The sequence below is a fragment of the Desulfosporomusa polytropa genome (assembly GCF_055380075.1).
This window is the reverse complement of record NZ_AP042400.1, coordinates 974788-988740: the sequence shown is the minus strand read 5'-3', so window position 1 is coordinate 988740 and position 13953 is coordinate 974788. Positions and strand designations below refer to the sequence as shown.

General features: G+C 46.5%; 16 protein-coding genes. All 16 read right to left on the bottom strand.

Annotated elements, in window-relative coordinates:
* Positions 1–20: 20 nt before the first annotated feature.
* Genes ACZ449_RS06460 through ACZ449_RS06385 form a run of 16 tightly spaced genes read right to left on the bottom strand, consistent with a single transcriptional unit; the run spans position 21 to position 13942 of the window.
* Positions 21–581 carry a DUF116 domain-containing protein gene (locus ACZ449_RS06460; RefSeq protein ID WP_464261826.1) on the bottom strand — a complete coding sequence of 187 codons (561 nt, stop codon included), beginning with the start codon at positions 579–581 and terminating at the stop codon, positions 21–23.
* A gap of 46 nt (positions 582–627) precedes the next feature.
* Positions 628–1515, bottom strand: coding sequence for a radical SAM protein (locus ACZ449_RS06455; protein ID WP_464260227.1), 888 nt, complete (start codon positions 1513–1515; stop codon positions 628–630).
* Positions 1508–2581: a radical SAM protein gene (locus ACZ449_RS06450; protein WP_464260226.1), complete on the bottom strand. Its 1074-nt coding sequence runs from the start codon at positions 2579–2581 to the stop codon at positions 1508–1510. Before ACZ449_RS06450 ends, ACZ449_RS06455 begins: the two co-directional genes overlap by 8 nt.
* 42 nt (positions 2582–2623) lie before the next feature.
* Positions 2624–3700 (bottom strand): geranylgeranyl reductase family protein, encoded by a 1077-nt coding sequence (locus ACZ449_RS06445; protein WP_464260225.1) that lies wholly within the window; start codon positions 3698–3700, stop codon positions 2624–2626.
* Positions 3675–4805 (bottom strand): lipoate--protein ligase, encoded by a 1131-nt coding sequence (locus tag ACZ449_RS06440; RefSeq protein ID WP_464260224.1) that lies wholly within the window; start codon positions 4803–4805, stop codon positions 3675–3677. Before ACZ449_RS06440 ends, ACZ449_RS06445 begins: the two co-directional genes overlap by 26 nt.
* Complete coding sequence (locus ACZ449_RS06435; RefSeq protein ID WP_464260223.1) at positions 4798–5208, bottom strand: glycine cleavage system protein H; 411 nt, start codon at positions 5206–5208, stop codon at positions 4798–4800. Before ACZ449_RS06435 ends, ACZ449_RS06440 begins: the two co-directional genes overlap by 8 nt.
* Positions 5209–5238: 30 nt before the next feature.
* A complete protein-coding gene (locus tag ACZ449_RS06430) occupies positions 5239–6408 on the bottom strand; it encodes a (Fe-S)-binding protein (RefSeq protein WP_464260222.1) in 1170 nt (389 codons plus the stop codon).
* A complete protein-coding gene (locus tag ACZ449_RS06425) occupies positions 6405–7865 on the bottom strand; it encodes an FAD-binding oxidoreductase (RefSeq protein ID WP_464260221.1) in 1461 nt (486 codons plus the stop codon). Before ACZ449_RS06425 ends, ACZ449_RS06430 begins: the two co-directional genes overlap by 4 nt.
* A 46-nt stretch (positions 7866–7911) precedes the next feature.
* Complete coding sequence (locus tag ACZ449_RS06420; protein ID WP_464260220.1) at positions 7912–8331, bottom strand: glycine cleavage system protein H; 420 nt, start codon at positions 8329–8331, stop codon at positions 7912–7914.
* Positions 8332–8352: 21 nt separating this feature from the next.
* Positions 8353–9447, bottom strand: a complete 1095-nt coding sequence (locus ACZ449_RS06415) for a lipoate--protein ligase family protein (RefSeq protein ID WP_464260219.1) — start codon at positions 9445–9447, stop codon at positions 8353–8355.
* Complete coding sequence (gene lipB / locus ACZ449_RS06410; protein ID WP_464260218.1) at positions 9410–10123, bottom strand: lipoyl(octanoyl) transferase LipB; 714 nt, start codon at positions 10121–10123, stop codon at positions 9410–9412. The genes ACZ449_RS06415 and lipB overlap by 38 nt, the downstream gene beginning before the upstream one ends.
* On the bottom strand, positions 10104–10403 hold the full coding sequence (locus tag ACZ449_RS06405) for a DUF6506 family protein (protein WP_464260217.1): 300 nt from the start codon (positions 10401–10403) through the stop codon (positions 10104–10106). The genes lipB and ACZ449_RS06405 overlap by 20 nt, the downstream gene beginning before the upstream one ends.
* A 34-nt stretch (positions 10404–10437) precedes the next feature.
* Positions 10438–11325: a lipoyl synthase gene (gene lipA, locus ACZ449_RS06400; protein ID WP_464260216.1), complete on the bottom strand. Its 888-nt coding sequence runs from the start codon at positions 11323–11325 to the stop codon at positions 10438–10440.
* On the bottom strand, positions 11325–11669 hold the full coding sequence (locus ACZ449_RS06395; RefSeq protein ID WP_464260215.1) for a carboxymuconolactone decarboxylase family protein: 345 nt from the start codon (positions 11667–11669) through the stop codon (positions 11325–11327). Before ACZ449_RS06395 ends, lipA begins: the two co-directional genes overlap by 1 nt.
* A 55-nt stretch (positions 11670–11724) precedes the next feature.
* Entirely contained in the window at positions 11725–12918 is a 1194-nt protein-coding gene (locus tag ACZ449_RS06390) for a dihydrolipoamide acetyltransferase family protein (protein WP_464260214.1), read from the bottom strand.
* A gap of 28 nt (positions 12919–12946) precedes the next feature.
* Entirely contained in the window at positions 12947–13942 is a 996-nt protein-coding gene (locus ACZ449_RS06385) for an ATP-NAD kinase family protein (protein ID WP_464260213.1), read from the bottom strand.
* Positions 13943–13953: the final 11 nt, after the last annotated feature.

The window sequence follows — 13953 nt, the reverse complement described above, 5'->3', positions numbered from 1 at the left end:
CTTCAATACTGGCAGTTACGCTAGGGGTAAAGAAGAGTTTTTATGCCACTTACTACTCGCCGTATAAATTCATGTTTTAGTCGGATCTGATTTTCAAACTTACCTTTGTAAGCTTTTTTATCTGTTCCAGCTTCATAGCATGTAGAATTATCCACATTAATAAGTATTCCGGGCAAGCCAATTCGTTCAAAATCCTGACAATGTTTGGTCCAAAAACGTTCACAACAGGTGCCGAAAAAAACCTTACTGCCGATCTTTTTTAACATTTTTAACTTTTCTTCCAGCATTTCATAGTTCTGGATCGTAATCGGCTCCATGCCATATTCCTCTGCAAGTGTAAATGCCTCACCAATATCGCATTGTCCGCAGCGTCCACACCCCTCTGTATAACGAAACTTGCAGTCCACTTTTTTCGCGCAGTACGGCAGCAACAGGGGAATGACTGCTTGCTGAAAAAGATCTGGTAAGGTTATCTCTGAAACTCCGTCGTTACACCAATTCCCTACAACAGTAATATCCTTCATCTCTTCCGGATGGATACCAATCTCCATCAGCTGCGTCCTAAGCCTATGATCCTGCATCACTAAAATCTCCTCCTGCTACAAGTTCATACCAATATAAGCTAAACTAATCAGCGACAATGCCGCAACACGTTTCCAAATAGTTGATATCATAGCCCAGTGACTGCACGTAATCAACAGTTTCACGTGTGGGATACGCAATCGCGTTAAGTCCGGCGTCCACTGCCAAGCGTTCTATTGTGCGGGAATACAGGCCTGGGGGACGTGCACAGCCTAATGCTATTGGCGTGTTAGGTAACAGCCGCCTGGCAGTAGTAAATATCTCCGCTACTGCCGCTGCTGGCGGCGGTACAACCTCGCTCATGGGCGTACTCTGCAGGGGATTTAGGATTACCAGCACCAAACTTGCAGCCCCTTCTGCTGCCACCATCTGTAAGGCTTGATATTCACCGCGAATTTGGCCAAAATGAAGTCCAATGACAATATGGGGCGAGACTTTCAGGCCTGCCTGCCGCGCTATCCGTAAGCTGTTATGATAGTCTTTTGGTGTACGCTGCAAATGATAAACATCGCGAATCGTATCACCATCCCCAATTAAATCAAGGGCTACCCGTGTTATGTTTGCTTGTGCTAACAATTCAGCTGTTTCAGTCGTCAATAACCCCGGATGAACTACTACTGAGAGGCCCATAGCAGTCATTTCTTTTAACGCGCCGACAAATGGCAGTAACGGTACACTGCCGTCACTGCCGGCACCGCCGCTAACTAGCACGCCACGACAACCGCGGTTACGCAAATCCGCAGCCAAGCTAATCAGTAATTCCGGCTCGGTCACTGATAACATGTTTTTTAATAGTCGCCCCTGGCAGTGTTCACAGTTGCATTGACACTGGGTTCCGGTAATACTAATATTAACAAACGAATGGGCGCTATTTTCGAATAAACCATTGTCATAATGCCGTGAACCTGGAGCATAAAAAGCGATTTTAGTCATGCCAAATCTGTCCTTTAACCATATTCATATCCTGTTTTTCTGGCAGAAAAGGATAATTACGCAAATTAGGACCAGGACGCTCATTACCGTACGGACGGTTGCAGGCTACACAACCTTCCCGGTTAGGACAACCAGATGTCATAAACGGTTTCCCCTGGGCCAGGTCGTCCCCCAGTAACTCCTCCAGTGGCTGACCAAAGTCCACAATTTTACCTTTGGAATCAAATTTGAATTCACCAAGCGTTACCTGTTTGTTGTTAAATAGGTATGCCGCTAATTGGATACGCCGATACTGACCATAAGACGGCGGCTTGTGGTTACTGAGTGAACTACCTGGTTCGGGACAAAAGGAAAATAGATGCACCTGAGCACCCTTAGCACTAGCTTGACTGATGGTCTCGACCATGGCCTGCTCAGTTTCTCCCAAACCGACAATCAAATGTACACTGACATGATCTCGCCCAAATACCCTGACAGCTTGTTTTACTGCCGCCCAGTAGGTTTCCCAACGATGTGGTCCACCTACGGCTGGTCCGCGCACAGCTGCAAATAGTGCCGGTGTAGCAGCATCAATGGCTACGCCTACACAATCTGCGCCTGCCGTCTTTAACTCCTGAAAAAACATCCCGGCATCAGATACTACTGTCGGCGACACTAGCACACTGATTGGTAAGTTTGATGCGCTGCTAAGCCTCCTGACAATACTCACGCAGTCGCTCGGTGCCTGGGGATGGGTAATCATTGATATACAAATGCGGCCTAACCGTTGCACTTTAGCCGCTATTTCCTGCTGTGGCTTGACTAAAATATCAATAATAGTAGACAATTTATACACTGGCCATTTCACTCTAATAAAGGTATTTTCGTCTGGCTCTGCCTTGCGTTCCCTAGCTAAACCACAGTAACTGCAATTTGCCCGGCAGCCGTCCTGATAGGTCATAAGTAAATTTAAACTTCCCGGATAGGCATTACGATAAAAACTTCCCGGTTCCAATCCTAGCGCCATCGCGCCAGCCAAACTTGTCTGTACAAAATCCGGACTTTCCTGTTTTTCGATAGGTTCCATGACCGGCCTCCTCTATAACTCAATGTAGACTACAACCTGTTGCTACTGCGAGTAATATTCGGGAAAAGCAATCCAGCTACGCCGGATTAGTGCCGCGAATTCTGCATTATTGCCTGTCCACTCTTGATTGCGATTAGCAAGTCGATCACAAGCAATGGCAAATTGTTGCCCATATTCAGCCTGCATTGCCGCCGTATAGCTTTTCGCCAACTGCTCAATACCCTGTGCAGTAGCTTCTATAACTGCTGTTGCCGCGAGTTGTCCACTAACCACGGCATTCATAATCCCGCCGCCGGTAATCGGATGCGTGCAGCCAGCCGCATCACCAGCTACCAGCATGTGCCTGTTAGCTAAACATGGTACTAAACCGCCTGACGGTATTAGTCCTCCGGTTGTTGCTGCCCCAGTTATAGCCTGCACTATCTGTCTTGTGACAAGTGTACGGCAAAAATCTGTCAGCAATTCTTTTAACCGTCCTGTATGTGATGTATGGACAGCCAAGCCGACATTGGCTGTTGACCCTTTAGAAAACACCCAGGCATAGCCGCCATACCAAGCTGGATCAAAGTAAACCTCAGCATAATTCAGCGGTTTAACCAAAGTCAGTTCCTGTTGCAACGCGATGCAGGTTTCCGCTTGTTTATTACCTAACTGCTTACTAATCAGCGAACGGGGGCCATCACAGCCAAGGATAAACTTTCCCGTAACCTCCTGCTGTTCGCCGCCGCACAAGAGTGTTACTACTGAGCCGTTGACATGTACAGCACGCACTCCGGTCATAAGGTTTGCCCCGGCAGTTACCGCTGCATCAGCCAACTGTTTATCCCACCGGCTGCGATGCAGTACATAGCCAGGAGCTCGCACCACACTGGCTGCTTCACCATTAATATATGTTTTAATCCCATTTAACGACTGCGCCACATCTATGGACCGCAGGCCAGTGTATTTAGTAATCATCTGCGGAACAAATTCCGCACATTGCACATGATCACCAACACTTTGCCGCTGCTCTGCTATGAGCACCTGTAACCCAGTCTGGGCCAGTCGCCTGGCTGCAGTGCTACCGGCAGGGCCAGCTCCAATAACTATAACGTCATAGTGTTCGCTTATTTTTTTCATGGTTAACCTCTGTGGTCTTTGCTTTTGCCTGCTCTATCGCCAGCAAAATAGCATTGATAAAGTGTTCGGCAGCAATACCAGGAATTTCCACCTGATTATTAGCAAAGAAGCTATTAATTGTGGCAATGATATGCTGTTCATCAATTGGCGAATTTTTCAATGTTGTTTCCAGGTCATTAATGGCTCTTGCCGGATAAGCAAAAAAATCACCACTAATAATTAGATATTTGATCACTCTGATACCTGCATCCAGTCGCATTTGAATCCGTATGAGACCACCTGGAGCTTTATAATTGGCAATGCAGTCAATCGTATTGATAAATGTACTATCTTTGCCGTAAATCCAGTCATTGCTCTGAAAATACGGCAAGTACTCATTCAGCAATTCGGTCTCCTCGGTTATAAGTTCTCCCGGACAAAAATCATACCCCAATGCTTCTCTAAGGCCGGTCAAAATTGCCGACTTTATTTTACTATGCTCTGGCACATAGCCAATTTGTTCCGTAATGGAAGTCACCCGTTCCCGCATTGACGTGACCGCCTTATCACTCAGTTTTTCCAAGGGAAACTGCAAAACCCGTAACATTTCGTCAATATCAAAATCAACCAATATACTGCACTGAAAGACGAAGGAATCTGCTAGTTCGGTACCACCAGTACCTGCAATTTTACGTCCGCCTATTTCAATATCATTTACTGGCCTATAGGCCGCAGCCAGCCCGAGGGTCTTTAGCCCCAGAGCCATTGCCTCACATAACAACTTATACATACTTTCTATCTTACGGGGAATCCCTGGAGTATTTTTAGCGGCATAGATCTCCCAACCTAATTCCATCGGTCCCCAATATAAACTGCCACCACCGGTAATGCGGCGGTTGATATCAATACCTTGCTGCTGACAATATGGTACATTTACTTCCAGGAACGTGTTTTGATGCAATCCAACCAGGACACAAGGCTTAAACTGCAAAAACCGCATTGTGTTGGGAATCAATCCCTGACTATGGGCGTTCATTATGACCTTATCCAAAGCCATATGCTCGGCAGCAGTACGTGGTGCAGAATCGAGCACTCTAAACACGGTGTTTTTATCTTTACTAGGCATTTGCTTCCATTTCCTCTGCTAGCCACGCCTGTATAGCAGCGGCTGACATCAAGCCTTCAAGTTCAGCGCAGTGGGAAAGCTCAATTTCTGCAAACCAACAGTTGTATGGCGACTGACTGATTAACGCCGGACTCGCGGTTACCATGTCGTTGACTTTGGTCACCAGTCCGCTTACTGGCGCGTAAACACGTCCAACCCATTTTCCTGCTTCCAGTGACCCGCAAGTGCCGCCGACTTCAACAGCAGTCCCCGCTGTTGGTAACACTAAATATAAAATATCACCAGTAATATTAAGGCCATAGGGTGTTAACCCAAACAACACTTTATCGCCTACCCGTTTGATCCACTGGTAATGGGTATCATACAATAAATCTTCAGGAAACTTCCATTTGTTTACGCTCATTAGCTCCTGCTCCTTTCCCGGCTTAGCAACTTAGTCTTCTATAGCCATTAATAATAATTCAGCAACATCCATTACCTGCAAGGGTAATTTTTCAGTCCTGGCCGCCTTTTCCAGCATTTGTTCACACTGCTGACAGGCAGATACGACGATGGAAGCCCCCGTTGCGGCTGCTTCTTTTATCCGTTTACCAGCTATGGCATCTGCCAAACCGGCATCTGCACCTTGCAGATTTCCGCCACCACCGCAGCAAGTTGCTTCTTCTCCACAGGTGGCCATTTCTATGAATTTGATTCCTGGAATACTGTTAATTATTTGCCGCGGCGGATTGATAATGCCGCTGTTACGCCCTAAGTCACAGGGGTCATGGTAAGTCACTGTTTGGCTTAGTTCATTTGGTACTAACTTACCTGCAGCAACTAGCTCTGCCAGCATTTCCGTGGCATGAACCAGTCTAAATCCCAGACTCTCACCCAGCACCTCCGGATATACATGGCTCCAGACGTGATAGCAGGAAGCACAGCCAGTCACTAAGGTCTTAGCCCCCATCTTTCGTACAGTATCTACATTGTGCCGCGCAAATTCCTTAATCTCAGCAGCGTGTCCGGCCGCCAGCATGGGGAAACCACAACACCACTCTTCAGAACCCATCGTGGTATAGTTTACTCCTGCTTTTTGCAATAACTGTACCATGGCAACTGGAACCTGGGCTGCGCGGGGGAAAAAGGAAGATACACAGCCGACAAAATATATGACATCCGCCCCTGGTTCCTGATCCAAATTCTCTGGTATTTCATCCAACTCTTCCGCCCAGTCCAGCCTGGTAACATTGGCAAAGTTGGAGATATTTTTTTTGTCATGCAAATTATCTACCATCGCTGTATAGGCTGCAGGCGCTTTACCGTCAGTTACCAGTTTAGCTCGTAAATCCCGCCATAATGACTGTAGATCAATCCTCGCAGCGCAAGCACGCGTGCAAGCTCCACACATTGTGCATTGTGAAATCCGTTTCGCATATTCAGGGCTAATAGTTGCTTCACTGTTGCGAGCAAATATCTCCCGAGCCAGCGAAATCTTTGCGCGTGGAGCAGCTGACTCCCAGCCAATCTCCTTATATACCGGGCAGTCATTGCGGCAATTACCACATCTCCCGCAAATTAGGGATTCTTCGACCAAATTTTTATAAAAGCTGCCCGAACTCATACCCGTTCCCCTCCTATTTTGCCCCTGTACACCAGTGTGGTGGCTGCCAATAAGTCCATGCCCAAACTAAATAATGCCGGATTCAAGAGCAAGGGAGCTTGATACACTTTGCCAGGATTCATAATATTGTTGGGATCAAGTAATTTTTTTCGCTGTTTAAGCTCAACCAGCTCTGCTGCCGTGTGGCACCTGCCTACATAGGGTGTATTCCACAAACCAACACCATAAGGAGACCCACCATGCTTCGCCCCAATATCATGCAATTTTTTTACTAAAGCTAACCCTTGTAAGTAGCCAATGGTATTACGCTCATCAGCGTTGAACATCGTCATAACCATAGCATGTTTAACTGTTACAACATGTCCGTAGCTTTTTAAGCCCAGATTTTTTCGGCTCTCAAATAGTTCTATATCATGAAGATAGGCAGCTAAGCTATTAATAGGTAACCAAATCTCGGCCCCAAGCAAAGAGGGACCTTCTCTTTTTAAGACTAAAGAAAAAAAACGGTGCTGCCACTCATGCTCGGCTTCTTCGCCTAAATCGCCGGCAGTTGTAATTTGCAGACACTTGGTATAATTTTTCTGCGCGGCGGCTGTTTCTGTTGCTGAGCCGTCCGCATCAAAGGCTACCGTATAGGCTGTAGCAGCTCGCTGACTGGCCAGTCCCAGTCGGTGGCGTAACGCGTTACAGCCGGGATCGCTAAAATGCAAATTAAACGGAATTGCCGCAGATAGTACTGCACTCTCGATAAATAGCTGCATTTGTCTGGCATCTTCCAATTCGGCTAAGCCATGCCACTCGGTTTCTGGCTGTGGGCGAACCCTTAATTCTATTTCAGTCACTATTCCCAAGGTGCCCTCAGAATCAGCCAGCCAGGAAACTGGTGGCTTACTCATTGCATTTAACTCTTGCACACTACCATCAGACATAACGGTTTGCGCTGAAATTACCTGATCCACCACTGGACCGTATTTTAAGCTGCCAAGCCCATATCCCATCATGACTAACCAGCCGCCAACCGTTGCCGCCTGCGCACTGCTCGGGTATGAACACGTAGCTAAGCCAATGCGGTTGAGAGCACGTTCCAGCTGCCACCAGGTCATTCCTGCCCCGACCCGCACAATGCTCTTCTCTTGCTCAACTGCTACTATCTGGTCCAAACCGTTTAGATCAACCAATATCCCTTTACGCGTACATACCGTATTAAAGTAGACAGTAGAGCCCCCCGCCCGTGCGGTCATGGGGATTTGCTTCTCAGCTGCCAGCTTGGCAATATAAGCTACTTCTGCAGTATTTTTGGGTCTAATCACTATATCCGGCAGAGTATCGGCAATGGGGTTAACCAAAAAATCCGGCACTGGTGCCAAATCGCGTTGATAAAAGCCGCGCTCGAACAAATCTGTAGTTGCACGGTCACCAAAGGCTGTCTTCAAATTTTCTGATATTTGGGCGTCCATATCGTACTCCTTCCCTAAGCGAGATTAGGCTTTGCTTGCACACTACTTATTCAGGCTTAGAATATTTCGCATGTTCCTCAGTAAAAAATTTATCGGCATCGTCACCGTGGATTAGATTTTGCAGCCCGACAGCCAAATCATCAGGCTCCATTACACAAACCCACCCCGCATCATAGCTGTCACTATTGAGGAGTTTAGGATTTGTCGGCAGTTCGCCATTGGACTCAAGTACTTTACCTGACATTGGCACTTGAATTTTACCGGCCCACTTGCCTGACTGAATCGAGCAGAGTGTAGCCCCTGCTGCGAGTGCTTTCCCGATCCGTGGAATCCTAATAAAGGTAATCTCGCCAGCTAATTTTTGCAAAAAGTCAGTAACCCCGATGCGAATTGTGTTGCCTTCAACCTTCACCCATGCATGATCATGAGTGTAATATAAACCTTGCGGAATATTATATTGCTCCATTGGTTAATCACTCCTATTTACTTATCTGACTAATAGCCAACGCAGCAGCAGATCTTCGTTAATTGTAGTTATATTGCTTGCCAAGCTCTGCTGCCATTTACAGATGGCTGATCTGATATCAGAATCACACCACTTGGTACCTAACAAATAATCTTTCAGGGAATTAATATGGGAGTTCGCCCAACAAAGAAAGCCGTTACTTTCAAATTCTATAATTTTCCCGCCCTGGATAATGAGAATTGCATACCCTGGACAGACTTTCCCTGCCTGGTTAATGCATTCTCTGTTACCAGAGACATTCGGTGTAAAGCACTCCGGTAAATAATGGAGACGTATATAGGTTCCTTCGTTAATTTTCACTTGTCGGACTTGGGTTTGCTTGCCTGGCAGGTTAAGAAAGTCAGAACTTGTTAGGTCCTTGGCCGTGGCCTTTACAGCCGTCTTTAGTTTTTCGGAATATGGGACAGGCTGCAAACCCTCTGTCCATGTGGAAAAATTGGCAATTAACTGTTCTTCAATAGCCGTAAAGTCAGGTGTATATCCTAACTCTTCCTCCATGGTCGTTAAATACCGCTGCATAGATAACCTGGTCAGTTCGCGAAACCGCGGGCTGGGAAGGTTTAAGACATTGGACATAGTAGTCCTGTCAAAAGCTACTAAGATATTACCTGTGTACACAGCAAATCCATTAATGTCGCCAGCGCCATTTCCCGAAATCTTTTTACCGTTGACAACAATGTCAGCCGGAGGTTTAAGGTCAGCTCTGATATGGAAACTCGCCAAAGTTTTTATGGCAGGTTCCAAAAACTTGGCAAAAAACTCCTCACGCCGGCCTGCTAACAAAGGATTGCCGGCACGTAACACCAGTTGAAAAAAAATCTGTTCTTTAGCCAGTAAAACCATCCCCCCGCCAATATCGCGCCGGATAAGCGGGATATTATGGTCCTGACAGTATTTCACATTTACTTCTTGCTCTAGGTCATCATGTAAGCCGAGGCAGACGCAGGGTGCAGAAGGGCGGCAGATGACTAACCCTTCTTGCCTTGTTTGCGCCAATACATGATATATTGCTTGGGTCTCAGCCCACGGCATGAGTCCTAGCCGGTATAAGTTCATCTACACATTCCTCCTGTACCGGCAATAGCTGAACATTAAACACAGCACTAAATTGTTGCTCTAACTTACCCCTGACCTCATCAAGAGTGGTATCGATACCGAAATCGCACATAGTTGCCACTGGTCGGTTGGTGATGCCGCAGGGGTTGATTAAACTGAAATACCACATATCAGGATTGATGTTTAAAGAGAATCCGTGTATGGATACCCAGTTACGGACACCAATCCCAATCGCGGCGATCTTCCCCTTCTCGGTCCAGACGCCAGTCAAACCATTTTCCCGGAAACTTCGAATGCCATACTCGGCCAGTGTCCTGATAATTACTTCTTCCAGCATCCGGGAATAAAGGTGTAAATCCTGTCCATACCCCTTTAGGTCAAGTATCGGGTAGCCTACCAATTGACCAGGGCCATGATAAGTTACATCACCACCCCGGTCTACTTCAATAACTTCAAGTTCGGCTGCTAACAAGGTTTCTTGTGATGCTTTAACATTATCCTTGCTGCCAGAACGTCCCATAGTATACACAGGCTCATGCTCCAGTAATATCAGTGTATCGTCACCACGGCCGCTGCGGCGAACAGCCGAAAGATCCTGCTGTAATTTCCACGCAGCCCGATACGAAGTTCGCCCTAATAGTAACAGCTTACAGATCTTAGAACAGCTCGTCGCCACTTTTGCCTTCTAATCCGGGGTGAACATCAAAGCGGACCACACCGACGATCGCTTTATTGTTAACAGCTTTTTTCACTGCTGCGACTCCTTCATGCCCGAAACCAGCGCAGAGTTCAATGGCGCCAATTCCCTGCTCAACCAGTTCTTCGACTGTTTTCACGGCTGACTTATAGTCGCCTACCCCTACGACTGTCAACTCCACTGCCGGCGTAGTGATAATTGACCTGTGCTGTTTACTATTGGCCTCTGGTGCAATAAAAACAAATGCTGCTTTAAGCAATTTATACCCCTCCCTTAATTTTAGTATTTGATTACTAAATAGACAGGTGACCAAATTTTTCAAAAGAAGACCCGGCATGATAAGAACTGCGAACCATGGGCCCGGAACTAACTTGGGAAAAACCAATTTTAAAAGCTTCTTCCTGGAGCCACTTAAAAGTATCAGGGTGAATATATTCGACGACAGGTAGATGCTCTGCTGACGGACTAAGATACTGGCCCAGAGTGAGCATTTGGCAGCCAGCCGCAAATAAATCTTGCATTACGACAATTACTTCCTCTGTTTTTTCACCCAAACCCAGCATCAGACCAGATTTTGCCAATGTTACCCCGCTGTTTTGACGCACCCGCTTAATTAATTCTAAGGACCTGGCGTAGATGGCCTGAGGTCTTACAGCAGAGTACAGTCGTGGTACGGTTTCAATATTATGGTTAAGAATATCAGGCTTAGCATTCAATACCGTCTGTAGCGCTTCCTTACTCCCCTTAAAGTCGGGAATAAGAACTTCGATTGCTGCCTGCGGTAATTGTTCTCTGATCGCCCGAATGGTGGAGGCAAAATGTCCTGCCCCCCCATCACTGAGATCATCCCGGGTAACAGATGTAACAACAACATGCTTTAAGCCTAAATGCTTGGCCGTACTGGCTACCATCCCGGGCTCATTGGCATCAACACTATCAGGAATACCATGACTTACAGCACAAAACCGGCAATTACGGGTACAGCTATTTCCCAGAATCATAAATGTACACGTTTGATTTTTAAAACATTCACCAATATTCGGACAGTCTGCGCTTTCACATACAGTATGCAAATGTCCTTGTTCCAACAATGTTTTCATCTGATCAAGCGCTGGCCCCTCAGGCACAGGTAAGGTCAGCCATGGCGGTCTCTCTTTATCCATGTCTGATAATAAGTCCATTATTCTTCGAACGCTTCAAGAGCTTTAAGCACTGTTGTTGACAAGTAGGCCATAGATGGTGATCCGCCAAACGCTACGCCAACTGCCGCTGCTTCCAGAATTTCCTCTCTGGTAGCGCCCTCATCCAAAGCATTTTTTATGTGAATATTCATGCAGTATTCGCAACGTACAGCAAGCGCAATACCGAAACCAATCAGTTCTTTAACCTTGCGCTCCAGGTCGCCTTCAACATAAGCTGCCTGATCCATCTGTACAAAGGCGGCAAGAAGTTCTGGAGTGTCACCTTGCAACTTCCCCATTCCGGTACCTAATTCACTTAGTAATTCAACACTATCTCCTGACATGTACATCTCCCTACCTTTTCTAAAAAAATTTTTCATGAATTGATGATTTTTTAATTTAAATGAAAATTTTATGAGGCTGTTCTATCAGCTTCATTACCAGGGCCAGAAATTCTGCCGCCGGAGCCCCGTCAATCACCCGATGGTCAAATGCTAAGGATAATCCCATAATTGGCCGAATTACGATCTGGTCGCTAACAACAACAGGGGTCTTCACTGTCCGGCCAATTCCCAATATCGCTGATTCCGGCTGATTGATAATTGGGGTAAAGTAATCAACAGAGCCATAGCCACCAAGATTAGTAATCGTAAAACTACCGCCAGTCATTTCTTCGGGGTCCAGTTTATTTTTCCGGGCGCGTTTCGCAAAGTCCTTAACTTCCTTACTGATGTCAGCTAAACTTTTTTTGTTGGCGTTTTTCACCACAGGTACTACTAAACCGTCAGGAATCGCGATAGCTACGCCAACATTGACATCTTGCAATACTTTTATTTCCTCGCCACTTAGCGTACTGTTAATTCGCGGATAGAGTTCCAACGCTTTGGCAAGAGCTTTAACCAGCATATCGGTTATTGAGATCTTATCGACATCCTTAACGTCGCTATTGATAGTAGCACGTAAGGCTTGCAAAGCTGATAAATCCACACCGACATGCTGCGTAACTTTCGGTGCAACCGCCCAACTATTGGCCATATTCTCGCCGATAGCCTGACGCATTCCTTCATAAGGAATAACTTCAAGAGTAGGCCGTTCATCCGCTCCCATACTTATTTCTTCGATGGCTTTTTCCACATCTTCTCTGACTATCCGACCTTCAGGGCCTGTGCCAATTATCCGAGTGTAATCTACACCATTTTCCTGGGCCAAAGCACGGGCGGATGGAGAAATTTTAACCTTAACCCCTGGCTCTGCGCCAACTGCTTTCTGCACTCCTGGCTTACCGGCTGCTTTTGCTGCCGGGGCTGCTGGAGCACTACTAGCCGCTGCCGTTAATAAGCCGCTGATATCTTCGCCGGCATCTCCCATAATTCCCAGCAAACCGCCCACTGGCAGCTTGGCTTTCTTGTTCGCAACAATTTTAAGCAAAATCCCATCAGCTGGGGCATCAATTTTGTTAGCAATTTTATCTGTCATAACTTCCAGAAGAGCTTCCCCTTTTTTGACGGTGTCACCCTCGTTTTTTAACCACTTACCTACAGTACCTTCTTTCATGGACAATCCTAATTTTGGCATATTAATTTGTGTTGCCATTGCTGCTCCTCCTTCGCCAACCTATCAATTACATATTTCGATAACTATACCCTTTAGCAACTGCGGCTCGTAGCACTTCCTCCGCCTTGATCACTTTTGGGCCTTCAAACGTAAGTTTTATCTGTGCATCGTCTCCTGGCCGAACTTCCACTTCCCGTTCGCCATCTAAGGCAATTACACAAGGTGCCGCCACTTCAATTACTTCACCGACATTAATATAGTGATAATTCCGAACTGGTATCTGCTCATTGAGGCCTGGTGCAATTGGTGCACGTACCTGGAGATTTCCTGGGCCAATTTCAATCACCAAGCCCAAATCATCATAGGGTGTAACTGGTGCCAAGTTACCGGCGATGGCCGATATGCCAATATTGTGTGGCTCACCTCTGGTAACGACAATCTTGGTTATGCGTTCGGCATCCCAAACTGCGCGTGAACCAATAAAGGTGTCATTAAGTACTACAGCATCTACAAGGGCAATATCTACCGGCTCACCATTTTTATAAATAATCAACTTTTTACTGGGGTTAATAGCTGGAGCCCCAGTTACTAAACCTTGCGCCACAACTCCGGCCGCCAGGCCAGCAATCGTACTCTCAATCATGGTAGGAAAAACATTGTTGGTGCCAGTGGAAATGGGAAGAAGAGGAACATTCCGACATCCTTTTGCTACCATCCGGTTTGTTCCATCACCGCCCAAGGTAACTATGCAGGCAACACCACACCTAGCCATAACCTCTGCTGCATAAAAACTATCAATTTGCGTACCACTTAGGCATATATCTGCCTGGACAATTTCAATATCCGGTCGATGACGGCCGCAGATACTATCAACCGCACCGGGGACAATCCCGTAATATTCCGGCATATAGACAATCTTTTTAATACCGCTTGCAGCCAGACTCAAAATCAGACGACGCACAATATTGACTTTCTCCTGATTATCAAAGATCGTTCCGTACGCTACCAGACGGCGAATATCTTTACCTGATGCCGGATTAGCAATAATACCAACCTGCCCCATACTTCCCTTCA